At 72.4% G+C, this 21,419-nt stretch carries 21 protein-coding genes and 1 pseudogene; 12 read left to right on the top strand and 10 right to left on the bottom strand.

What is annotated here, in order from left to right; translation table 11 throughout:
* Positions 1 to 133: 133 nt before the first annotated feature.
* Both fbaA and AC0666_RS08710 read left to right on the top strand, forming a co-directional pair.
* Entirely contained in the window at positions 134 to 1,156 is a 1,023-nt protein-coding gene (gene fbaA, locus AC0666_RS08705; RefSeq protein WP_361711786.1) for a class II fructose-bisphosphate aldolase, read from the top strand.
* A 182-nt stretch (positions 1,157 to 1,338) separates the two neighbouring features.
* Positions 1,339 to 1,752, top strand: a complete 414-nt coding sequence (locus AC0666_RS08710) for a hypothetical protein (RefSeq protein WP_478707310.1) — start codon at positions 1,339 to 1,341, stop codon at positions 1,750 to 1,752.
* A 193-nt stretch (positions 1,753 to 1,945) separates the two neighbouring features.
* On the opposite strand, the pseudogene AC0666_RS08715 reads toward AC0666_RS08710, so the two are convergent.
* A pseudogene (locus AC0666_RS08715) lies at positions 1,946 to 3,037 on the bottom strand (IS701 family transposase); the annotation flags it as partial.
* Between the two features lie 421 nt (positions 3,038 to 3,458).
* On the opposite strand from AC0666_RS08715, the gene AC0666_RS08720 reads away from it, so the two are divergent.
* From AC0666_RS08720 to AC0666_RS08735, 4 genes are all read left to right on the top strand, one after another.
* Positions 3,459 to 3,872 carry a DUF3151 domain-containing protein gene (locus AC0666_RS08720; protein WP_468965697.1) on the top strand — a complete coding sequence of 138 codons (414 nt, stop codon included), beginning with the start codon at positions 3,459 to 3,461 and terminating at the stop codon, positions 3,870 to 3,872.
* Between the two features lie 257 nt (positions 3,873 to 4,129).
* Positions 4,130 to 4,975 (top strand): tryptophan 2,3-dioxygenase family protein, encoded by an 846-nt coding sequence (locus tag AC0666_RS08725; RefSeq protein WP_468965695.1) that lies wholly within the window; start codon positions 4,130 to 4,132, stop codon positions 4,973 to 4,975.
* Positions 4,968 to 6,200 (top strand): kynureninase, encoded by a 1,233-nt coding sequence (gene kynU / locus AC0666_RS08730; RefSeq protein ID WP_478707311.1) that lies wholly within the window; start codon positions 4,968 to 4,970, stop codon positions 6,198 to 6,200. The genes AC0666_RS08725 and kynU overlap by 8 nt, the downstream gene beginning before the upstream one ends.
* Positions 6,201 to 6,367: 167 nt before the next feature.
* Positions 6,368 to 7,252 carry an alpha/beta hydrolase family protein gene (locus AC0666_RS08735; protein ID WP_468965692.1) on the top strand — a complete coding sequence of 295 codons (885 nt, stop codon included), beginning with the start codon at positions 6,368 to 6,370 and terminating at the stop codon, positions 7,250 to 7,252.
* Here the strand turns inward: AC0666_RS08735 and AC0666_RS08740 are convergent.
* Positions 7,177 to 7,539, bottom strand: a complete 363-nt coding sequence (locus tag AC0666_RS08740) for a hypothetical protein (protein ID WP_468965690.1) — start codon at positions 7,537 to 7,539, stop codon at positions 7,177 to 7,179. The genes AC0666_RS08735 and AC0666_RS08740 overlap by 76 nt on opposite strands.
* 546 nt (positions 7,540 to 8,085) lie before the next feature.
* On the opposite strand from AC0666_RS08740, the gene AC0666_RS08745 reads away from it, so the two are divergent.
* Together AC0666_RS08745 and AC0666_RS08750 are read left to right on the top strand one after the other, a co-directional pair.
* Entirely contained in the window at positions 8,086 to 8,322 is a 237-nt protein-coding gene (locus AC0666_RS08745; protein ID WP_468966507.1) for a DUF397 domain-containing protein, read from the top strand.
* Between the two features lie 409 nt (positions 8,323 to 8,731).
* Positions 8,732 to 9,205 carry a carboxymuconolactone decarboxylase family protein gene (locus AC0666_RS08750; RefSeq protein WP_478707312.1) on the top strand — a complete coding sequence of 158 codons (474 nt, stop codon included), beginning with the start codon at positions 8,732 to 8,734 and terminating at the stop codon, positions 9,203 to 9,205.
* A gap of 45 nt (positions 9,206 to 9,250) precedes the next feature.
* Here the strand turns inward: AC0666_RS08750 and wrbA are convergent, their stop codons facing one another.
* Positions 9,251 to 9,862, bottom strand: a complete 612-nt coding sequence (wrbA, locus tag AC0666_RS08755; protein ID WP_361711805.1) for an NAD(P)H:quinone oxidoreductase — start codon at positions 9,860 to 9,862, stop codon at positions 9,251 to 9,253.
* Between the two features lie 92 nt (positions 9,863 to 9,954).
* Here wrbA and AC0666_RS08760 point away from each other — a divergent pair, with 92 nt between their 5' ends.
* A complete protein-coding gene (locus AC0666_RS08760; RefSeq protein WP_468583952.1) occupies positions 9,955 to 10,545 on the top strand; it encodes a TetR/AcrR family transcriptional regulator in 591 nt (196 codons plus the stop codon).
* 55 nt (positions 10,546 to 10,600) lie between these two features.
* Here AC0666_RS08760 and AC0666_RS08765 read toward each other — a convergent pair whose 3' ends face one another.
* Positions 10,601 to 11,884: an adenylosuccinate synthase gene (locus tag AC0666_RS08765; RefSeq protein WP_468583953.1), complete on the bottom strand. Its 1,284-nt coding sequence runs from the start codon at positions 11,882 to 11,884 to the stop codon at positions 10,601 to 10,603.
* 184 nt (positions 11,885 to 12,068) lie between these two features.
* Here AC0666_RS08765 and AC0666_RS08770 point away from each other — a divergent pair, with 184 nt between their 5' ends.
* Positions 12,069 to 12,887, top strand: a complete 819-nt coding sequence (locus AC0666_RS08770; RefSeq protein WP_468584160.1) for a diacylglycerol kinase family protein — start codon at positions 12,069 to 12,071, stop codon at positions 12,885 to 12,887.
* Positions 12,888 to 12,923: 36 nt separating this feature from the next.
* On the opposite strand, the gene AC0666_RS08775 is transcribed toward AC0666_RS08770, so the two are convergent.
* On the bottom strand, positions 12,924 to 13,403 hold the full coding sequence (locus tag AC0666_RS08775) for a GbsR/MarR family transcriptional regulator (RefSeq protein WP_468966501.1): 480 nt from the start codon (positions 13,401 to 13,403) through the stop codon (positions 12,924 to 12,926).
* A 75-nt stretch (positions 13,404 to 13,478) separates the two neighbouring features.
* Between AC0666_RS08775 and AC0666_RS08780 the strand changes: the two genes are divergently transcribed.
* Together AC0666_RS08780 and AC0666_RS08785 are read left to right on the top strand one after the other, a co-directional pair.
* Positions 13,479 to 14,426, top strand: coding sequence for an ABC transporter ATP-binding protein (locus tag AC0666_RS08780; protein WP_468583954.1), 948 nt, complete (start codon positions 13,479 to 13,481; stop codon positions 14,424 to 14,426).
* Positions 14,423 to 16,003, top strand: coding sequence for an ABC transporter permease (locus AC0666_RS08785; protein ID WP_478707313.1), 1,581 nt, complete (start codon positions 14,423 to 14,425; stop codon positions 16,001 to 16,003). Before AC0666_RS08780 ends, AC0666_RS08785 begins: the two co-directional genes overlap by 4 nt.
* Before the next feature lie 90 nt (positions 16,004 to 16,093).
* Here the strand turns inward: AC0666_RS08785 and AC0666_RS08790 are convergent, their stop codons facing one another.
* The 5 genes from AC0666_RS08790 to AC0666_RS08810 form a co-directional block, all read right to left on the bottom strand.
* On the bottom strand, positions 16,094 to 17,296 hold the full coding sequence (locus AC0666_RS08790; RefSeq protein WP_478707314.1) for a cytochrome P450: 1,203 nt from the start codon (positions 17,294 to 17,296) through the stop codon (positions 16,094 to 16,096).
* Between the two features lie 37 nt (positions 17,297 to 17,333).
* The gene (locus AC0666_RS08795; RefSeq protein ID WP_468965681.1) at positions 17,334 to 18,008 is read right to left on the bottom strand and encodes a response regulator; all 675 of its coding nucleotides are present in this window, start codon (positions 18,006 to 18,008) and stop codon (positions 17,334 to 17,336) included.
* Positions 18,005 to 19,339 (bottom strand): sensor histidine kinase, encoded by a 1,335-nt coding sequence (locus tag AC0666_RS08800; RefSeq protein WP_478707315.1) that lies wholly within the window; start codon positions 19,337 to 19,339, stop codon positions 18,005 to 18,007. Before AC0666_RS08800 ends, AC0666_RS08795 begins: the two co-directional genes overlap by 4 nt.
* Before the next feature lie 87 nt (positions 19,340 to 19,426).
* Entirely contained in the window at positions 19,427 to 20,107 is a 681-nt protein-coding gene (locus AC0666_RS08805; protein WP_468583963.1) for a response regulator, read from the bottom strand.
* A complete protein-coding gene (locus AC0666_RS08810; protein ID WP_478707316.1) occupies positions 20,104 to 21,411 on the bottom strand; it encodes a sensor histidine kinase in 1,308 nt (435 codons plus the stop codon). Before AC0666_RS08810 ends, AC0666_RS08805 begins: the two co-directional genes overlap by 4 nt.
* Between the last annotated feature and the right edge of the window lie 8 nt (positions 21,412 to 21,419).

The following is a 21,419-nucleotide window of genomic DNA, read 5'->3' on the forward strand; positions in this document are numbered from 1 at the left end:
GTTTCACGTGAAACGCTCCACCCGGTGCGGGTCGACTGTCCCGTCGAGTCTGGAAAGATAGGCGCGACGGCAACGTCGCCCCCAGGTCAGGGTCAGCAATCGCACACTCCCCGCACATCCAAGGAGCGGACAGATGCCCATCGCAACCCCCGAGGTCTACAACGAGATGCTGGACCGGGCGAAGGCAGGCAAGTTCGCCTACCCGGCGATCAACGTGACCTCGTCCCAGACCCTGCACGCTGCACTGCGCGGCTTCGCGGAGGCCGAGAGCGACGGCATCATCCAGATCTCCACCGGTGGTGCGGAGTTCCTGGGTGGCCAGTACAGCAAGGACATGGTCACCGGCGCGGTCGCCCTGGCCGAGTTCGCGCACGTCGTGGCGGCGAAGTACGACATCACCGTCGCCCTGCACACCGACCACTGCCCCAAGGACAAGCTGGACGGCTACGTCCGCCCGCTGCTCGACATCTCCGCCGAGCGCGTGGCCAAGGGTCAGAACCCGCTCTTCCAGTCGCACATGTGGGACGGCTCCGCCGAGACCCTCGCGGACAACCTGGCCATCGGCCAGGAGCTGCTCGCGAAGGCCGCCGCCGCGAAGATCATCCTTGAGGTCGAGATCACCCCGACCGGCGGCGAGGAGGACGGCGTCAGCCACGAGATCAACGACGAGCTCTACACCACCGTCGAGGACGCGATCCGCACCGCCGAGGCCCTGGGCCTGGGCGAGAAGGGCCGCTACCTGCTGGCCGCCTCGTTCGGCAACGTGCACGGCGTCTACAAGCCGGGCAACGTCGTCCTGCGTCCGGAGCTGCTGAAGGACCTCCAGGCGGGCGTCGCCGAGCGGTTCGGCAAGCCCTCCCCCTTCGACTTCGTCTTCCACGGCGGCTCCGGCTCCAGCGAGCAGGAGATCGCCACCGCGCTGGAGAACGGCGTCGTGAAGATGAACCTGGACACCGACACCCAGTACGCCTTCACCCGCCCGGTCGCGGACCACATGTTCCGCAACTACGACGGTGTGCTGAAGGTCGACGGCGAGGTCGGCAAGAAGTCCACCTACGACCCGCGCACCTGGGGCAAGCTGGCCGAGGCGAGCATGGCCCAGCGCGTGACCGAGGCCTGCGCGAACCTGCGCTCCACGGGCACGAAGCTCAAGTAGGGCGTCAAGCAGGACCCTGCAGGCTGCCGTAGGCCGAGCAGCGAAGGGCCCGGTACCCCGTCCTGAGACGGCGTACCGGGCCCTTCGTCGTTTCCGGACCGGCCCTCGGGGTCTCCCCCGTTCCCCCCGGAGGCGGCCTCTGAGCCGGTGTTCCTGCCGCAGGAGTCAAGGCGCAGGAGCTCGTGGACATCGGCATGATCTTCTCGCACCGCCTCCAGCACGACGTGCTGATGCGCGGCAGTGCCCGCCTGACCTTGGAGAACGGCCGGAACCGAGGTCTGGACCGGGCCGCGCCGTACCAGGGGTGGATCGACCTGCACACGCCGCTGCTGGTGGAGGCGAAGGCCCGCGGGGAACTGCTGCCGCACGTGGACCCGCGGGAGCCGGCGCGGACGGTGGTGGGCGCGTTCGCCGGCCTGAACGTCATGTCGCACACGCTCGGCCTGGACCTGGACCGGGAGGTGTCGGCGCTCTACACGGGCCTGATGCCGAGCCTGGTGGTCCCGGCCGTGGCCGTCCGCCTCGACACGGCACCCGCCCGCGGGGCCCGGGCGCTCCATCCCGCGGGCCCCTGCACCTGCACCTGCCCCTCCTGAAACCGACTCGCGCGGCCGGAAACCTACTCGTGGGCATCTTTTGGGAGGCGCACTTCGGCCGGGACCCGGCTCAGTGGGCCGGCGCCAGGGCCCCCGCACGGGGCCGCCCCGCGGCTGCGGGGCGCCGGACCACCAAGCGCCCCGCGGCGGACCCGACCGGGGCGAGCGGAGCGGCCGCAGGAGCCGGGGCGACCGCGGGAGCCGGGGTGGCCGCGGCCCCCAGGCAGCGCGCCGCATGGGCCACCGAGGCCAGCGTCACGTGGCGGTGCCACCCGGGCAGGGACCGCCCGGAGAAGTCCCGCAGCCCCACCTCCTGGACGCTCGCCCCCGCCGCCGCGGACACCCGGTGCGCCGTCTTGGTCATCCGCACCAGCGCCCCCGGCTCCGTACGCACCATGTCCGTGACCCACACCTGCGTCGGCAGCCGCCGAGCCGCCTCCCACTCGCCGAACAGCAGCACCTCGCGCCGCCGCCCCGGCGCCGGATCCGGCACCATCACCCGCACCGCGGCCACCAGCGACGTGCGCCGCCCGCCCGGCTGGTCCGGGTCGGCCCATTCCACCGGCATCCGCAGCCCCCGCACGTTCTGCAGGATGTCCCGGGCCGCCAGCGTCCCCGCGCCGAAGCCCGGAAGCCGGGGGTCCGTCACCAGCAGCCGGGCCTCCGGGCTGATCCGCCCGACCACCGGCACCCGGGCCTCCGCGAAGCGGTTCAGCGTCGCCCGCGTCGCGATGTCGCGGATGTCCAGCACCACCGGCCGCGTCGGCATCCCCGACGCCCGCACCGTGTCCAGCACGCCGGTGACCGCGCAGCCCTCGTACGACTCCTCCTCGCCCAGGCCGAACAGCCGCCATCCCACCGGCGTGACCACCCCGGCCGAGGTGAACCACATCCCGAAAGCCTGCTGGCCGCGGAACATCTGACCGCGGTGCGGGTCGAAGCGGTGCCCGGCCCCCACGGAGTGCTCCCCGCCCTTGGGGATGGCCATCGGCTGTGCGACCCACGCGTTGAGCGGGGCCGACTGCCCCAGGTACTGCGACAGCGCCGCCCGGATCGGCCGCCAGTCCCAGGTGGAGGCAGCGATGAAGTGGTGCAGGCTCTGCTCCAGGGCCGCGTCGCCCGGCCCGGTCTGCTGCGCGATGTTTCGGATCGACTTGCGGCCCTGTGCGGCGAGCAGCCCGCGGACGTACTGCCGCCCGCGTTCCCGCTGGTCCCGGCGCCGCAGGGAGGTGAACACCGCCGAGCACAGCTCCTCGGCCGCCTCGGCGGCACCGATGGCACCGATGGCACCGGCGCCGCCGGCGGCCCCGGCAGCGCGGTCCCGTCGCGGGCGGACGCTCCGGTGCGGGCTGGTGATGGTGGTGGCGTTCACGACTCCCCCTTCGTCGATGGCCCTCCTACCGTCCGCCCGCGGCCCCCTTCCGGGGGAGGTGCGCCGGGCACACGGCTCGGCCGACCGGTGGTGGGGCGACCACCACCCCCCGCCCACCGCAGCCCCCGGGGTGGTGGGACCACCACCCCGGGGGGCGACCGCCCGACGGGGGGAGGGGCCGGGCTACCGGCAGCCTGGGCTGCCTGCGGGCGGGGTTGCTTGCGGCCCGGGTCATCTGCGGGCGGGGCTGCCCGCGGGCCGGGCTGGCTGCCGGCGGGGCTGCTTGCGGGCCGGCTGCCTGCGGCCCGTCGCCCGGATGCCCCAGACTTGATCCATGTCCATTCACGAGAACCTGCTCGGGGGCCCCGCCCCCACCCACCTCCCCGACGAGCCCGGCCGCGAGGCCCTCGCCGCGGGCGCACCCGCCGTCGAGGTGGCCGCCGCGCACCCCACCTCCTCACTCGCCTGGGCGACCCTCGCCGACGAGGCGTTCGCAGCCGGCCGCACGATCGAGTCGTACGCGTACGCCCGCACCGGCTACCACCGCGGCCTCGACGCCCTGCGCCGCGCCGGCTGGAAGGGCCACGGCCCGGTGCCCTGGGAGCACGAGCCCAACCGCGGTTTCCTGCGCGCCCTCTACGCGCTGTCCCGCGCCGCCGAGGCCATCGGCGAGAAGGAGGAGTACGAGCGCTGCTCGACCTTCCTGCGCGATTCGTCCGCGACGGCGGCGGACGCCCTCGGCGCCTGAGCGGTCGCTCGAACGGCGCCTGAGCTGTCGCTCCGAACAGCGCCCGAGCCGGAATTCCGGCCGTACGGCCGGGGCCCGCACGGGTCCCGGCCTGCCCGGGAGCCTGCCCGCGTGGCCGAAAACGCATGTGACCCCGGTCACCTCCCATTGGAGGCGGCCCGGGAACCGGTCCTATGATGCGGGCAGGGGACCGGGGCTCCACTCACCCATCGGAAGGAGCGGACCGCTACCCGGAAGCACGTGTCGAGGAGACAGCGATGTCGAACACCCTTGATGCCTCCGGAGCCGGTTCGGACACCCCGAACCTCGACTTCGACGGCACGACCCCGTACGAGGACTACGTCCAGGCGGACGTCCTCACCCACCTCCAGCACCTGCGCTCGGACGACCCGGGCGAAATGGTCTTCCTGGTGACGACCCAGGTCATGGAGCTGTGGTTCACGGTCATCGTCCACGAGTGGGAGACGGCCGCGAAGGCCCTCCGCGAGGACCGCGTCCCCGTTGCGATGGACGCGCTGAAACGATCCCTCCGCGAACTGGAAGCCCTCAACGCCTCCTGGCGCCCCCTGGCCCAGCTCACCCCCGCCCAGTTCAACTCCTACCGGTCCGCCCTCGGCGAGGGATCCGGATTCCAGTCGGCGATGTACCGCCGCATGGAGTTCCTGCTCGGCGACAAGTCGGCCTCCATGCTGGTCCCGCACCGCGGCGCCCCGCGCGTCCACGCGGAGCTGGAGAAGGCCCTGTACGAGCCGAGCCTGTACGACGAGGTCCTGCGCCTGCTGGCCCGGCGCGGCCTGCCGGTCCCGGCGTCGGTCCTGGACCGCGACCTCTCCCAGCGCTACGAGCCTTCGCCCGAGGTGGAGGCCGTGTGGACCGCCCTGTACGCGGACCCGGACGCGCAGCACGACCTGCACCGCCTCGGCGAGGTCCTCACGGACGTCGCGGAGCTCGTGTGGCGCTGGCGCAACGACCACCTGGTCGCCACGCGCCGGGCGATGGGCGCGAAGACGGGCACGGGCGGTTCGGCCGGGGTGACCTGGCTGGAGAAGCGCGCCGCGAAGAACGTCTTCCCGGAGCTGTGGACGGCGCGCAGCCATGTCTGAGACCGCGACGAACACGGTGACCACGATGACCGGCTTGAAGTCCGGCCTGGAGGCCCGGGCCGCCGAACTGGACGCCGCGGACGGCCTGGCCCGGCTCCGCGACCGCTTCACCCTCCCCGACGGGGTCGTCTACCTGGACGGCAACTCCCTCGGCGCCCTCCCGCAGGGCGTCGCGCAGCGCGTGGCCGAGGTCGTCGCCCACGAGTGGGGCGGGGAGCTCATCCGCTCCTGGAGCACCGGCACCTGGTGGACCGCCCCCGAGCGGATCGGCGACAAGATAGCCCCGCTGGTCGGTGCGGCCCCCGGCCAGGTGGTCGTCGGCGACTCGACGAGCGTCAACCTGTTCAAGGCCCTGGTCGGCGCCGCCCGCCTGGCCCGGCCCGGCCGGACGCAGCTGCTCGTCGATGCGTCCACCTTCCCGACGGACGGCTACATCGCCGCGTCCGCCGCCCGGATGACCGGCCTGACCGTCACGCCGGTCGACCCCTCCGAGGCCGCGGGGGCGATCGGCCCGGACACCGCCGTCGTCCTCCTCAACCACGTCGACTACCGCACCGGCCGCCTCCACGACCTCCCGGCCCTGACGGCTGCGGCCCACGCGGCGGGGGCCCTGATCGTCTGGGACCTGTGCCATTCCGGCGGTGCCCTGCCCGTCGGCCTGGACGCGCACGGCGTGGACCTCGCGGTCGGCTGTACGTACAAGTACCTCAACGGTGGACCCGGTTCACCGGCGTACCTCTACATCGCCGAACGCCACCAGGCCGCCTTCGACTCCCCCCTCCCGGGCTGGAACGGCCACGCGGACCCCTTCGCGATGACCTCGGACTACGCGCCGGCGCAGGGCGCGGTCCGCGGCCGGGTCGGCACCCCGGACATCCTGTCCATGCTGGCCCTGGAGGCGGCCCTCGACGCCTGGGACGGGGTGGCGGTGGAAGACGTACGGGCCAAGTCGCTGGCCCTGACGGACTTCTTCCTGGAGTGCGTGGCGGCGTACGTGCCGGCGGGCCGGGTCGAATCGGTCACGCCGGCGGAGCACGAGCGGCGCGGCAGCCAGGTCTCGCTGCGCACCGAGAACGCCCGCGAGGTGATGGACGAGCTGATCGCCCGCGGCGTGATCGGGGACTTCCGGGCCCCGGACGTCCTCCGCTTCGGCTTCACGCCGCTGTACGTCGGTTTTGCCGACGCGGAACGGGCGGCCAGGACACTGGGTCACATTTTCGGGTGACGGCGGGGTGAAACGTCACCTCACAGGGGCGGGCGGGGCTGTGGCTCCCGTCCGCCTCCGCACTTTCCGGCCATAGGCGGGACCTCTCACGGAACGTCCTGTTCCAGCCTGGTACGGTCCGGCTCTGCCGGACCACCAGTCCCACGCGTTACCGAGAGGTTGAGCCGATGACGGACCCCGCAGTCGAACGGGACGCCGCCGAGGCCGCCTCGGCCTTCGCCCACCCGCCGGTCGCCCCGGACGCGTCTGCGGCGTACGGGGAGCACCCGGACCAGGTGATCGACTTCTACGCACCGCGGACGGAGCCGGCGACCGGATCCGCCCCGCTGGTCGCGGTCCTGCACGGCGGCGCATGGCGTGCCCCGTACGACCGGCAACACGTGACGCCGCTGGTGGACTTCCTGGCCCGCCGTGGTTTCGCGGTGGCCAACGTCGAGTACCGGCGAGGCGGTTCGGTACCGCAGCAGGACGGTGGGGGCCCGGTGGCCGGCCGGTGGCCGGAAACCTTCGACGACGTCGCCGCGGCGATGGACGCCCTCCCGAAGCTCGCCTCGGCGGCCCTCCCGCAGGCCGATGTGCGCCGTACGGTGCTCACCGGCCACTCGGCGGGCGGTCAGCTCGCGCTGTGGGCGGCCGCCCGGCACGTCCTCCCCGCGGACGCCCCGGCCGGCTGGAGGCTGCCTTCCCCGCCGCTGCTGCGCGGCGTGGTGGCGCTGGCCCCCATTTCGGACTTCGAGGTGGCGGAGGAGCTGGGTGTGTGCGGGGGTGCGTCGGCGCAGCTGCTGGGCGGGCAGGAGCACTGGGCGCAGCGGGTGCCGTACGCGGACCCGGTGGCCCTGCTGCCGACCGGCATCGCGACGGCGGTGGTGCACGGGCGGGAGGACATCGTGGTCCCGGCGAGGGTCGCGGAGTCGTACGTGGCCGCGGCGGCCAAGGCCGGGGAGACGGTGGGCCTGACCCTGCTCGACGGCGTCGGTCACTTCCCGCTGATCGACCCGGCGGCGGACGCGTGTGCGGTGGTGGCGGAGGAGATCTCGCAGCTGGCCTGGTAGAGCCCGGCGGCCCGGTAGAGGAGCAGGGCGTGTACGAAGCGGCCCTCGGCGGTGGGCGGGCACCGCCAGGCCAGGGGCCAGGCGCCGTCCCGCGCCGGGACGGGGAGGTAGGTGGTCCGCCGCGGCCCGGAGCTGAGCCGGGTGAACCCGGCGGGCCAGACGCGGTACGCGGCGCTCCCGACGGCCACGAGGAAGTACACGGACCGCCGCCCGTTGGCCTGTACGACGATCGGCCCGGGGTCACCGCCAGTGAGCGTGACGAGGAGGTCGGCGAGATCCCGTCCCATGTCACCGTCCACACGTACGGCGTCAAATAGCACTCCTGCCTTGCGGAATCCGATGCCGGTGGCTGGAACCCAGCTGGGGGTGGGCAAGTTGGGGGTGTGACTTTCTGTGTTCATGCACTTACCTTGGCGGCCCCGGTCTACGGTTTTCTAGAGCTCCGAGTCGAGGGGCCAAAACGGCAGGAACTCGGCCCGTGCTGGTTGAGCCTGGTTGAGTCCGGTTGAGTGGGGGTGCTCTCCATGGCCAAGGCCGCCAACAAGGAGACGGCAGGCGGGGCAACTCGCCTGGTGCCCCACCTGGCCCGTGCACTGAGGCAGAAGGAGAAGCCGACCCAGAAGCAACTGGGACACAGGCTGGGGTACTCGGCTGCGGCGATCAGTGCGCTGGAGACCTGCGCGCAGCCGGCGAGCGACGAGATGCTGGTCGGTCTGGAGGAGGTGATCGGAGGGGGCCTCGGGGTTTTTGAGGCGGCCCGAGAACTGGTGCGGCTGGACAGGTATCCCACCCAATTCCAGGACTTTGCGGCACTGGAGCAGCGGAGTATCGCAATGAGTGGCACCCTGCGGTGGTTCAAGTCGAGCTACAGCGACGACGGTGGCGGCAACTGCGTCGAGGTGGCCTACGACTGGCACAGGTCGAGCTACAGCAACCCCAGCGGCGGCGACTGCGTCGAGGTGGCTTCGTGCCCGCACGCCGTGCACGTGCGGGACTCCAAGAACCTCGGCCCGGCCTTCGCGGTGGCCCCCACCGCCTGGGCCGACTTCGCCGCCTGGGCGGCGCGCTGACCGGCAGACGCGCACCCGGTATCAGGGAGGAACCCCCTTCCCCCGGGGGCCCGGTTAGTCCGAGTGTCATTCCGGTGCGGCGGCCGGCCTCAAGGGCGCTCCCTCCGGTCGCGTCGCTGCGCGATGGCCTTCGGCCACCCTTGACCCCGACCGCCGCCCCGTAACGCCACAGACTGTCCGGGCCCCCGGGGGAGGGGGGAGGGGGCGGGCGGGGCGACAGCCTGTGGGTGGTGGCCGTTCGCTCCTTCCTTGCCGCCCGTGCTCGCTCCTGGCACATCCGGTCGCCGCGTGCATCCCGGGGCCGGCGTCTGCGGGCGGTGGCGGGGTGGCGCAGGTCACATTTTGTGTTGTCACATTCCGGGGGGCTGTTCGGTCATGTGTGTGTAGCCATCGACAAGAGGAGCACACCATGGACGCCCGTTTGAACGTCTTCGGCAGCCCCACCGCCGGCAAGGTCCTGAAGCACTTCGTTTCGGCAGGCAAGGCCCTGGAGGGCTCGACCTTGCCGCTCGCGACTCAGGAACTCGTGAAGATCCGCGCGAGTCAGATCAACGGCTGTGGCTTCTGTCTTGATATGCACACCAAGGACGCGGCCGCGGCCGGTGAGACCTCGGTGCGGCTGCACCTGGTGGCGGCGTGGCGGGAAGCCACGGTCTTCACCGACGCCGAGCGGGCGGCGCTGGAGCTGGCGGAGCAGGGGACCCGGCTCGGTGAAGCGGCCGGTGGCGTGAGCGATGAGGCGTGGGCGGACGCTGCCAAGTACTACGACGAGGAGCAGCTTGCCGCTCTGGTGTCGCTGATAGCCCTCATCAACGCCTTCAACCGGATGAACGTCATCATCCAGCAGCCCGCGGGCGACTACCAGCCCGGCCAGTTCGGCTGAGCGGGGGACCCGTCCCGTGGGTGTGCCGCGGGACGGGTCCGGCCGTCAGGTGAGGTCGGTCGTGGCCGCGAGGCGGGCGGCGAACTTCGCGAGGCGCTCGCCCTGGTAGCGGGCGGCGGCGAGGGTCTCCTCGGTCACCTCGCCGCTGCTGCCCGGGTGCGAGGTGCCGTACGGGTTGCCGCCGGCGCTGAAGACGGCCGGGTTCGTGAAGCCCGGGGCGACGATGACCGAGCCCCAGTGGTGGAAGGTGTTGTAGAGGGCGAGCAGCGTGGACTCGTTGCCGCCGTGGGCGTTGTGGGCGCTGGTGAAGCCGGTGGCCGGCTTGTCGGCGAGGGCGCCCTGCTGCCAGAGGCCGCCGGTGGTGTCGAGGAACTGCTTCAGCTGGCCCGCGATGTTGCCGTAGCGGGTGGGGGAGCCGATGGCGTAGGCGTTGGCCCAGGTGAGGTCGTCGAGGGTGGCCACCTCGATCTCCTTGGCGGCCTCGACGTGCTTGCGCCATGCGGGGTTGGAGTCGATGGCGGCGTCGGGGGCGAGCTCGGGCACCCGGCGCAGGCGGACCTCGGCCCCAGCCTTCTCGGCGCCCTCGGCGACCGCGCTCGCGAGGGCGTGGACGTTGCCGGTCGACGAGTAGTAGATGACTGCGACCTTGGCGCTCATGGGAGTCCTCCGGTAAGTGGATTGCTATCCGTTTGAATGAGAGTTAAGCGGATGAGAATCCGGTTTGCAAGGGGGTCCGGTAACCTCTGTCCATGAGCCGCATCGAACTCCCCGTCGCGGGGCAGGCTCCGCCCGAGCGGGCGGACGCCGCGCGCAACCGGCGCAAGATCCTGGACGCGGCGGCGCAGCTGGTCGCCGAGCAGGGGCCGGACGCCGTCAGCATGAACGCGGTCGCGCACGCCGCGGGGATGGGCGTCGGCACGGTCTACCGGCGGTTCGGCGATGTCAGCCGGCTGCTCTACGCGCTGCTCGACGACGACGAGAAGCGGTTCCAGCAGGCCTTCTTGAGCGGGCCGCCGCCGTTGGGGCCTGAGGCGCCGCCGGAGGAGCGGCTGCGGGCGTTCCTGCACACGCAGGCCGAGCGGCTGGTCGAGCACCGTGCGGTGATGGCCGCGGCCGAAGCCGCGTCACCGGGCGCCCGCTACGACAGCGGCGCGTACCTGACCATGCACACGCACGTCACGATGCTCGTGCGGCAGACCCGTCCGCAGGCGGACGCGGCGGTCATGGCGCACCTGCTGCTGGCGCCGTTCGCGCCCAGCCTCTTCGAGCACCTCACGGTGAACCGCGGAGTGTCGACGGACCGCATCAAGGGTGCGATCGACGCGCTGCTCGGCGGCTGACGGTACGCCGGAGGGGCGGTGCGCAGCCTGCGCACCGCCCCTCCGGGTGGTCCTGCTAGAGGAACGAGTTGATCTCGATCGTCTCGGTGCGGCCGGGGCCGACGCCGATCGCGGAGATCGGGGCGCCCGACATCTCCTCCAGGGCCTTCACGTACGCCTGGGCGTTCTTCGGGAGGTCCGAGAAGGTCTTGGCCTTGGTGATGTCCTCGGACCAGCCGGGGAGGTTCTCGTAGATCGGCTTCGCGTGGTGGAAGTCCGACTGCGAGTAGGGGAGCTCCTCGACGCGCTTGCCGTCGATCTCGTATGCGACGCAGACCGGGATCTGCTCCCAGCCGGTCAGCACGTCGAGCTTGGTGAGGAAGAAGTCCGTCAGGCCGTTCACGCGGGTGGCATAGCGCGCGATCGGCGCGTCGAACCAGCCGCAGCGGCGGTCGCGGCCGGTGGTCACACCGCGCTCGCCTCCGATGCGGCGCAGGTCCTCGCCGTCCTGGTCGAACAGCTCGGTCGGGAACGGGCCCGCGCCGACGCGGGTCGTGTAGGCCTTGAGGATGCCGATGACACGGCTGATCTTCGTCGGGCCGACGCCCGTACCGGTGCAGGCGCCGCCCGCGGTCGGGTTCGAGGAGGTGACGAAGGGGTACGTGCCGTGGTCGACGTCGAGCAGCGTGCCCTGGCCGCCCTCGAAGAGCACGACCTTGTCCTCGTCGAGCGCGTCGTTGAGGATCAGGGTGGTGTCGGCGACGTAGGGCTTGATCTGCTCCGCGTACTGGAGCATCTCCTCCACGATCGCGGCGGCGTCGATCGCGCGCCGGTTGTAGAGCTTGGCGAGGAGCTGGTTCTTGCCCTCCAGCGCCGCTTCGACCTTCTGCTGGAGGATCGACTCGTCGTAGAGGTCCTGGACGCGGATGCCGATGCGGTTGATCTTGTCGGCGTACGTCGGGCCGATGCCGCGGCCGGTCGTGCCGATCTTGCGCTTGCCGAGGAAGCGCTCGCCGACCTTGTCGAGGGTGACGTTGTACGGCGTGATCAGGTGGGCGTTTCCGCTGATCAGCAGCTTGGACGTGTCGATGCCGCGCTCGTTGAGCCCGCGCAGCTCGGAGAGGAGTACGGACGGGTCGACGACGACGCCGTTGCCGATGACCGGGGTGCATCCGGGGGAGAGGATGCCGGAAGGGAGGAGGTGGAGCGCGTACTTCTGGTCGCCTACGACGACCGTGTGGCCGGCGTTGTTGCCGCCCTGGTAGCGCACCACATAATCAACGGATCCACCGAGCAGGTCGGTGGCCTTTCCCTTGCCCTCGTCACCCCACTGAGCTCCGAGCAGCACAAGAGCGGGCACAGGCGTACACCTCTTCCGGATGGGGCATGTCCAAGGTCAGGGGGCGTACGACGATGTACACCGCAGGCTGAGCCGTCGGACCGGTACCCCGGAATAGACGAAGGCCCTGGCGCAATAGCGCAAGGGCCTCTTGCACAAAGATGCTACCCGAGGAAGGACCGAGGTGTCGGCTCCAGAGCCCACCATGAGCCATGCGGGCGCGCCGGTCGGCGGCCTGCTCGTGCTCGTCGACCCGGTCGCCCGCCGTCTTGACGGCGAGTCCGTGCGGATCGCGAAAGATGTCCTGTCGGCGGGGGCGGCGGCGAAAATCTGCCTCCCGGATTCGCCTGAGGAGTTTGCGCGGGCGCTTGCCCGCCGGGGCCATCGCAGGCCGGTGATCGTGGGCGACGACCGGGCGCTGGTGCGGGCCGTGGGGCTGCTGCACCGGGAGCGGGGGCTGGGCGAGGGGGCCGTTTCGCTGGTTCCGGTGGGGCAGGCGGGGTCGCTGGGACTGGCCGGTTCGCTGGGCGTCCCCCTGTCGGCGGTCTCCGCGGCCCGCTCGGTCCTGGACGGGTGCGTCCGGGCGTGCGACCTGCTGGTGGACGACAGCGACGGGGTGGTGCTGGGCGGGATCCGCATTCCGCCGACCGGATCCGGGCTGCGGGCTTCGGGGCGGCCGTCGGTGTGGAGCGCGTACCGCTCGCTGGTGCGGACGCTGGTGCCGGTGCCCGCCGTCGGCCACCGGCTGCGGGTGGAGGCGGACGGGGTGGTGCTCGCGGACGTGGACCGGCTGGTGGAGGGCGTCTCGCTGGTCCCGCGACCGGCGGGCGGCTCGGGGGAGGCGCTGGTGGAGGTGGTCGTGCGGGCGGGCGGCTCGGTGGTCAGGGCGCGGGCGGAGTCGGTGACGGTCTCGGGCGCGGACTTCCGCTACCGGGCGGACGCGGCGGTGGTGGGCCCGGTGCGCCGGCGCACGTGGACCCTGCGCCGGGCGGCGTGGAGCCTGACCCTGCCGCTGCCGCGCTGAGGGGGCGGCCGGGGCTGGTGTCGCTCCCCGGCGGGCTCAGGAGAGGTCCAGCGTGGCGCGGTGGGCGCGCCAGCGGTCCATCAGGCCCAGCAGTTCCTTCTGCATGAACTCGAAGAAGGCCGCCGTCTCCGCGACCCGCGCCCCGGCCGGGGTGTGGGCGCCGAGGCCGGCCGCGCCCTCGCGCAGGGTCTTCTCCCACAGGCTGAGGACCTGGTCCCGCCGGGTGAAGGTCTCGTACCAGAGCTCGTCGTGCAGCACGTACCGGTCCCGCCGGGAGCCGGGCTCGCGCTCCCGGCTGACCATGTTGACCTGCGCCAGGTACGACACGGCCCCCGACACCGCCGCCGGGCTGATCTGCAGCGCCTCGCCCAGTTCGGCCGAGGTCATCGCCCCGTCGTCGCTCGCCAGCAGCTGGGCGAAGACGCGCGCCGCCATGCGCTGCATGCCCGCCTCGGTCAGCTGCCCGGCGAACCGCTCCACGAAGCGGGAGACCGCTTCCTCGTCCCGTACGTCCATCGTCTCCGCCACGCCTCAGACTTTACGTGATTCCCGAGCTTCACAAATTTGTGAAAGTAGCGTATGTTCAGAAAAATGACGAAGGCAATCAGCGTCGCCGGACTCCACAAGGCGTTCGGCCGCACCCGTGCCCTGGACGGGCTCGACCTCTCGGTCGCCACCGGCGAGGTGCACGGCTTCCTCGGTCCCAACGGGGCCGGCAAGTCCACCACCATTCGCGTCCTGCTCGGCCTGCTGCGCGCCGACACCGGGACCGCGCTGCTCCTCGGCGGCGACCCCTGGGCCGACGCCGTACGGCTGCACCGCCGCGTCGCCTACGTCCCCGGCGACGTCACCCTGTGGCGCAACCTCTCCGGCGGCGAGGTCATCGACCTCTACGGGCGCCTGCGCGGCGGCCTCGACCGCGCGCGCCGCGCCGAGCTGATCGAGCGGTTCGACCTCGACCCGACCAAGAAGGGGCGCACGTACTCCAAGGGCAACCGTCAGAAGGTCGCCCTGGTCGCCGCGTTCGCCTCCGACGCCGAACTGCTCATCCTCGACGAGCCCACCTCCGGCCTGGACCCGCTGATGGAGGAGGTCTTCCGGCGCTGCGTGGGCGAGGCCCGCGCCGCCGGGCGCACGGTGCTGCTCAGTTCGCACATCCTCAGCGAGGTCGAGGCCCTCTGCGACCGGGTCAGCATCGTCCGCAAGGGCCGCACGGTGGAGACCGGCACCCTGGCCGAGCTCCGGCACCTGACGCGCACGACGATCAGCGCCGAGCTCGCCGGCCCGCCGAACGGCCTCGCGCAGCTGCCGGGCGTGTACGACCTCCGGGTGCAGGGGCGGAAGGTGCGGCTCCAGGCCGACACGGACACGCTGGACGCCGTACTGCGCTCGCTCGCCGGCTCCGGCGTCCGCGCGCTGACCTCGGCTCCGCCCACGCTGGAGGAGCTCTTCCTGCGGCACTACGCGGACGACGGCCACGGCGGCGGGAGCCATGGCGGCGTCGGCGGCACGCAGAGCGAGGCAGGCGCATCGCGATGAGGGACCAACTCGCCGGCACCGGGATGCTGCTGCGCCTCGCCCTGCGCCGGGACCGCGTCATGCTGCCGGTCTGGATCACGGTCGTGGCGATGACGGTGCTCAGCCTGCCGGCCGCACTCGAATCGACGTACGGGACGGCCGCCGAACGGGCCCGGCTCCTCGCCACGATGAGCGCCAACGGCTCGCTCCGCGCCCTGTACGGGCCGGTGTTCGGGGACTCGATCGGTGCACTGACCGCATGGCGGGGCGGGGTCTTCGCCGGGCTGCTGGCCGGGGTCATGAGCCTGGTCGTCGTGGTCCGGCACACTCGCGAGGAAGAGGAGACGGGCCGTCAGGAACTGGTCGGCGCGGGCGCGGTGGGTCGGCATGCCCCGCTGACCGCCGCGCTGCTCGCGGCGCTGGCCGCCAACGGCGGGGCCGCCCTGCTGGTGACGGCCGGACTCGCCGGGCGGGGTGCGGGCGGTGCGGCGGCCCTCGGACTCGGCATCGGTGCCACCGGCCTGCTGTTCGCCGCCCTGGCCGCCATCGCGGCACAGCTCACCGAGAGCGCACGGCTCGCGAAGGGGCTCACGGGCACGCTGGTCGGCGCCGCCTTCGTGCTGCGCGCCGCCGGCGATGCGGGGAGCACCTCCGGTGGGAGCGTGCTGACCTGGCTGTCACCGCTGGGCTGGCTGGAGCACGTACGGGCCTTCGCGGCCGAACGCTGGGGGGTGCTCGGCCTGTTCGCCGCGGCCGTGGCGGTGCAGGTGGCGGCTGCGTACGTGCTGGCCGGCCGCCGCGACCTGGGCATGAGCTTCCTGCCGGCCCGGCCGGGGCCGGCGCGGGGCCGCCTCGGCAGTGCGGGCGCACTGGCCTGGAGGCTCCAGCGGGGCAGCCTGATCGGCTGGAGCCTCGGATTCCTCGCGGCCGGAGTGGTCTTCGGGGCGATGACGGACGGCGCCACGCAGCTCGTCGGCGACAACCCGCGGACCCGCGAGATCATCGAGCGGATGGGCGGGCAGAGCGGAATCACCGACGCCTTCCTCGCCGCCATGGCCGGGATGCTCGGCATGGTCGCGGCCCTCCACATCGTCTCGGCGGTGCTGAGGCTGAGCGGCGAGGAGGCGGGTCAGCGCGCCGAACCGCTGCTCGCGAACGCGGTGGGCCGGCTGCGCTGGGCCGCCGGGCACCTGGCCGTGGCCTTCGGAGGCTCGGCGCTGATCCTGCTGCTGGGCGGCCTCGGACTGGGTGTGGGCCACGGGCAGGACGCGGGCGCGGCCATCGGCGCCACGCTCGTCCAGCTCCCGGCGGTCTGGGTGATCGGAGCCCTGGCGGTCCTGCTGTACGGGGCCGCCCCCCGGTACGCGGTGGCCGCCTGGGCGGTGGCGGGGGCGGCGCTGGCCCTCGGCTGGATCGGCCCGGCCCTGCATCTGCCGCAGGCCGTCCTGAACCTCTCGCCCTTCGCCCACCTGCCCAAACTGCCGGGTGCGGAAGCCCTGGCCTGGGCACCGCCGGTGACCCTGACCCTCCTGGCGGCGGTCCTCCTGGCGGCAGGCCTGACCGCCCTCCGCCGCCGCGACCTGGTCGCCCAGACGTAGGGAGCACCCCGGGGGCCGGGCCCCCTGGGTGGCGGGGCCGGGGCCCCGGGCGCCGGGGGCCGTGCCGGCGACGCCCTGACCCGCCGGGATCTAGAACTCCACCAGGAGTTCCCGCAGGCCCCGGATCACGTAGCCGTCCTGCCACTGCGGCTCCCGGACGAGTCGCAGGGGCGGGACCCCGGCTGCGAGGAGCGCCCCGAACGAGGCTGTCAGCTCGCGCCGGGCCAGTGGCGCCCCCAGGCAGTAGTGGATCCCGGCCCCGAAGCTGAGGTGGGGGTTGTCCGCCCGTACGAGGTCCAGTCGGTCGGGGTCCTGGAAGCGTGCGGGATCGCGGTTCGCGGAGCCGAAGAGCAGCGCGACCTCGGCTCCGCGGGGGATGGCCGTGCCCCCGATCTCGATGTCGTCGAGGACCCAGCGCTCGAACATCTGGAGCGGTGTGTCGAAGCGCATGAGTTCATCCACAGCTGTGGACAACTTTTCGGGACGGGCGCGGAGGCCGTCCAACTGCTCCGGGTGACGGAACAGCGCCCACCAGCCGTTGACGGTCGTGTTCACGGTGGCTTCGTGTCCGGCGTTCAGCAGCAGCACGCAGGTGGAGATCATTTCCTGCTCGCTGAGCCTGCCCTCCTCGTCGTGCGCGGCGATCAGCGCGGAGATCAGGTCCTCGCCGGGCTCCTTGCGGCGTTCCGCGATCAACTCCCGCAGGTAGGTGCTGAACTCCACGCTCGCCCGGACCGCCCGCCGTGCCGTCTCCTCGTCGGGCCGCAGCTCGAACATCCCGCAGATGGCCGCCGACCACGGCCGCAGCAGCCCCCGGTCCGCCTCCGGCACACCCAGCAGCTCCGCGATCACCGCCACCGGAAGCGGCTCCGCCACGGCGCTGAGCAGGTCCCCGCCGCCGTCCGCGAGGAGCCGGCCCACCAGCTCCCCGGCGAGGCGCTCCACGGCGGGCGCGAGCCGCTCCACCGTGCGCGGGGTGAACGCCTTCGACACCAGCCGCCGCACCCGCCCGTGCGCCGGGTCCTCCAGGTCCAGCAGGCCGTTCCCGTTGAGCACATGGAACGGCTCGTGCTCCACCGGCGGGGCCTGCCGCCCGAACTCCTCGTGCGAGAAGCGGTGCAAGTAGGTCCGCCCGAGCCGCCGGTCCCGCAGCAGTGCACTCACGTCCGCGTAGTGCGGCACCAGCCACTGGCCGGTGGCCTCGGACCAGATGACCCGGCCCTGCTCCCGCAACTCCCGGTAGGCGGGGTAGGGGTCGGCGACGAACGCGGCATCCCACGGATCAAAGCCCATGCCCGCACTCTAGGCCGCCCGGTCCCTCCCTTCCCCCTTATGCCGGGGTCACCAGCCGGGTCTCGTAGGCGAAGACCGCCGCCTGTGTGCGGTCCCGCAGGCCCAGTTTCACCAGGATGCGGCTGACATGCGTCTTGATCGTCGACTCCGCGACGATGAGCCGGGCCGCTATCTCCGCATTGGACAGGCCCTGCGCGATCAGCACCAGCACCTCCGTCTCCCGCTCGGTCAACTCCGATATCCCTGCCGGGTCCGCGAGCCTCGGCGCGGCCGACAGCTTCGAGAACTCCAGGATCAGCCGCTTGGTCACCGTCGGGGCCAGCAGCGCCTCGCCGGAGGCCACCACGCGGACTCCTTCGGCCAGTTGGCGAGCCGAGGCGTCCTTGAGGAGGAAGCCGGACGCCCCCGCCCGCAACGCCTGGTACACGTACTCGTCGAGGTCGAAGGTCGTCAGGACCAGCACCTTCGTGTCCGCCGCCCCGGGAAGCGCAGTCGCGGCGACGATCTCCCGCGTCGCCTCCAGGCCGTTCATCACGGGCATCCGGATGTCCATCAGCACCACGTCCGGCCGGAGCGCCGCCACCCGGGCGACGGCCTCGCGGCCGTCCACCGCCTCCCCCACCACCTCGATGCCGTCCATCGCGTTCAGCAGGACGGAGAACCCCTCGCGGACCATCATCTGATCGTCGACGATCAACACCCTGATCGTCATGCCGGCTCCCGCACGCTCTCCGTCGCCGCGTCCTGCCGGCCCCGCACCGGTATGAACACCGCCACCTCGTACCCGCCGGCCGCCGTCGCCCCGGCCGTCATCTCCCCTTCCAGCATGGCCACCCGCTCGCGCATCCCCGTGATCCCGTGCCCCGCGCCCTGCGAGGGGCGCACATCCCCGGTCGCCGCCTCATTGACGACCCGTATCCCCAGGCCGCCCAGGACGTAGGAGACCTCCACCTCGGCCGCTGCCCCCGGCGCGTGGCGCAGGGTGTTGCTCAGGGCCTCCTGGATGATCCGGTACGCCGACAGCTCCACGCCCTGCGGCAGCTCCCGCACCGCGCCCGTCACCGTCTTCTCCACGCGCAGACCGGCCTCCCGCACATTGGCCAGCAGCCCGTCCAAGGAGGCCAGCGTCGGCTGCGGGGCGTCCGGCGCCTCGTAGTCCGCGGACCGCACCACGCCCAGCACCCGGCGCAGCTCCGTCAGGGCCGCCACCGCGTTCTCCCGGATGGTGGCGAACGCGGCCTCCAGCTCCGCGGGCGGATTCTTCACCCGGTAGGGCGCGGCCTCCGCCTGGATCGCCACCACCGACATGTGGTGGGCTACCACATCATGCAGCTCCCGGGCGATCGTCGTCCGCTCCTCCAGCAAGGTGCGGCGATCGCGCTCGACGGCGGTCACCTCCTGCTGGGCGCTGACTTCCCGTGCGGCCTCCTTGCGGGTGTTGCGGACCGTGACCACCAGCAGGGCCAACGTCAGGAAGAAGGCCATCGGCGCGACATCGGCGGACTGGCTGCGCCCCATCACGATGGGCAGGAGGAACCCGAACGCCAGCGTGATCAGCCACATCCACGCAGCCGTGCGGGGACGTGTCCGCAGGGCCACGATGGTCACCACGGCGAGACAGGAGACGAAGGCGCCCGGCGACCACGGCCAGGTGAAGGCATGGGGGGCCGCCAGCGCATGCACCAGCGTGGCCGTCAGCGCCGCCCAGAACGCCCCCACGGGGCGCACCAGGGTCATCAGAACCGGGACGGCCGCGATCAGTCCGAGCATCAGGGCGGCGGGGGGCCACACATACTCGTCGGAGGTCGCCGAGGTCGGCACCATGATCAAGGCGATCGCGCAGACGACCGCATGCGGCAGGTACGCCGCGCGCGGCCGTATCCGCTTGGGGAGCCGCCGCGTCAGCGGCCCGTCCGTCCGGATCGGTGGCAGAGGCCGGTAGGCGAACGCGTCCGTGATCAGATCCTGGCGCAGGCTCTCGAACAGGCCCGAAGCGAGCCGGAACTCGGGTGTGCGGGGGGTCGCCCCGGGGGTCTCGGTCATATCCACACCGTAGGCCGCCGCCTCCCTCGTCCGCGTCGCCGCTGAAGGGGATTCCGCGCCCTCCCTCTCAGGTACTACCCGTGGGCCTCAGTACCCCGCCGGGCGGACCAGACCCGTCTCGTACGCGAACACCGCGGCCTGTGTGCGGTCCCGCAGGCCCAGCTTCACCAGGATCCGGCCCACATGGGTCTTCACCGTCTGCTCGGCCACGACCAGGTGCCCGGCGATCTCCGCATTGGACAGGCCCTGCGCGATCAGCGACAGCACCTCCGTCTCCCGCTCCGTCAGTTCACCGAGCCGCGCCTTCGACGGCGCCCGCGGCGCGCCCATCCGGGAGAACTCGGTGATCAGCCGCTTGGTGATGTTCGGCGACAACAGCGCCTCCCCGGCGGCCACCACCCGGACCGCTTCCGCTAGCTGGTCCGCCGAAGCATCCTTGAGCAGGAACCCGGAGGCCCCGGCGCGCAGCGCCTCGTACACGTACTCGTCGAGGTCGAACGTCGTCAGCACCAGCACCTTGACGGTGGCGCCGGGCTCGCCGGTGATAACGGAGGTGGCCTCGATACCGCCCATCCCGGGCATGCGGATGTCCATCAGGACCACGTCCGGGCGCAGTTCACCGGCTCTCACCACCGCGTCGGCGCCGTCCACGGCCTGGCCGACGACCTCGATGTCGGGCTGGGCATTGAGGAGGACGGTGAAACCCTGCCGGACCATCATCTGGTCGTCGGCGATCATCACCCTGATCGGGTCGGCCGGAGTGCTCATGCGTCCTCTTCGGTCTTGGTCTTCGGCTGGGGATCCGTCGGGAGTACGGCGCTCACCTCGTACCCGCCGCCGGGGCACGGGCCGGCGGCCAACTCGCCCCCCAGCATGCCTGCCCGCTCGCGCATCCCCAGCAGCCCGTGCCCCGCTCCGAGCGAGGGCGGGGCGGGCCGGGTCGGGGCGGTGTTGGCAACACACAGGTGCAGCTCGCGCGGCCCGTACGCGATCCCGACCTCCACCCGGGAACCGGGCGCGTGGCGCAGGCAGTTGCTCAGCGCCTCCTGGACGATCCGGTACGCGGTGAGCTCGACGCCCGGGGCGAGCGGCCGCCGGATGCCCGCGATCTCGGTGGTGACGTCGAGCCCGGCGCTGCGGACGTTTTCCACGAGGCCGTCGAGCTCGGCGAGGGTGGGCTGCGGATGGTGGGGATGGGCGGGATCCCCGGGGTCCTCGGAGCGCAGTACGCCCAGTACCCTGCGCAGTTCGGTGAGGGCTTCCAGGGCGTTCTCCCGGATGCCGGCCAGATTTTCCTTCAGCTCCTCGGACGGGTTCTCCACCAGGTGCGGGGCGACCTGCGCCTGGATGGAGATCACCGACATGTGGTGGGCGACGACGTCGTGCAGCTCGCGGGCGATCCGGCTGCGCTCCTCCAGCAGGGTGCGCTGGGCCCGCTCCTCCTCGGTGAGGGTCTCCTGCTCGACGAGCTTCGTGCGGGCCAGCCGGGTGGCGCGCAGTGCATATCCGAGGAGGCCGGCGAAGCCGAAGAGCAGGGCGGCCGCCGGGGTGCTGGTCGATGAGCCGTCCGGATGCCACAGGACGTCGGCCGTGCCGCTGAGGACGATGGAAATGCCCACGACGGCGACGGTCACCCGGGGTGGCACGCGCAGGGCGACCAGCAGCAGCACCGTCGAGAAGGGGAAGAGGCTGCCCGGCATCCAGGGCCATATCTGGCCCTGGCCCATGTGGTCGTAGATCTGCCAGGCGGCCAGCCCCGCCGCTGCCAGGGAGAGCCACCAGGCGGCGATCGGACGGAACAGTGCGAGCAGGACGGCCGCACCGGTCAGGACCGAGGCCGTGGCCGTGTCACCGGTGACCCCGTAGACGTCCGAGAGCTGGAAGACCGTGAGCACCCCGAAGAACAGCGCGAGGTACCCCACCACCACGTGCGGCAGCCAGGCCAGCCACCGCGGCCGGGACATCCGCGGCAGCGGGTCCCGCCGGATGGTCAACAGCTCGCGGGCCAGGGGGCGTCGGGCGGCCCCGGCTGCGGGCACGGCGGGGCGTGCGCTCTCCTCGGTCACGGTCACGTCGTCCA

The sequence above is a fragment of the Streptomyces sp. NPDC043680 genome (genome assembly GCF_056436685.1).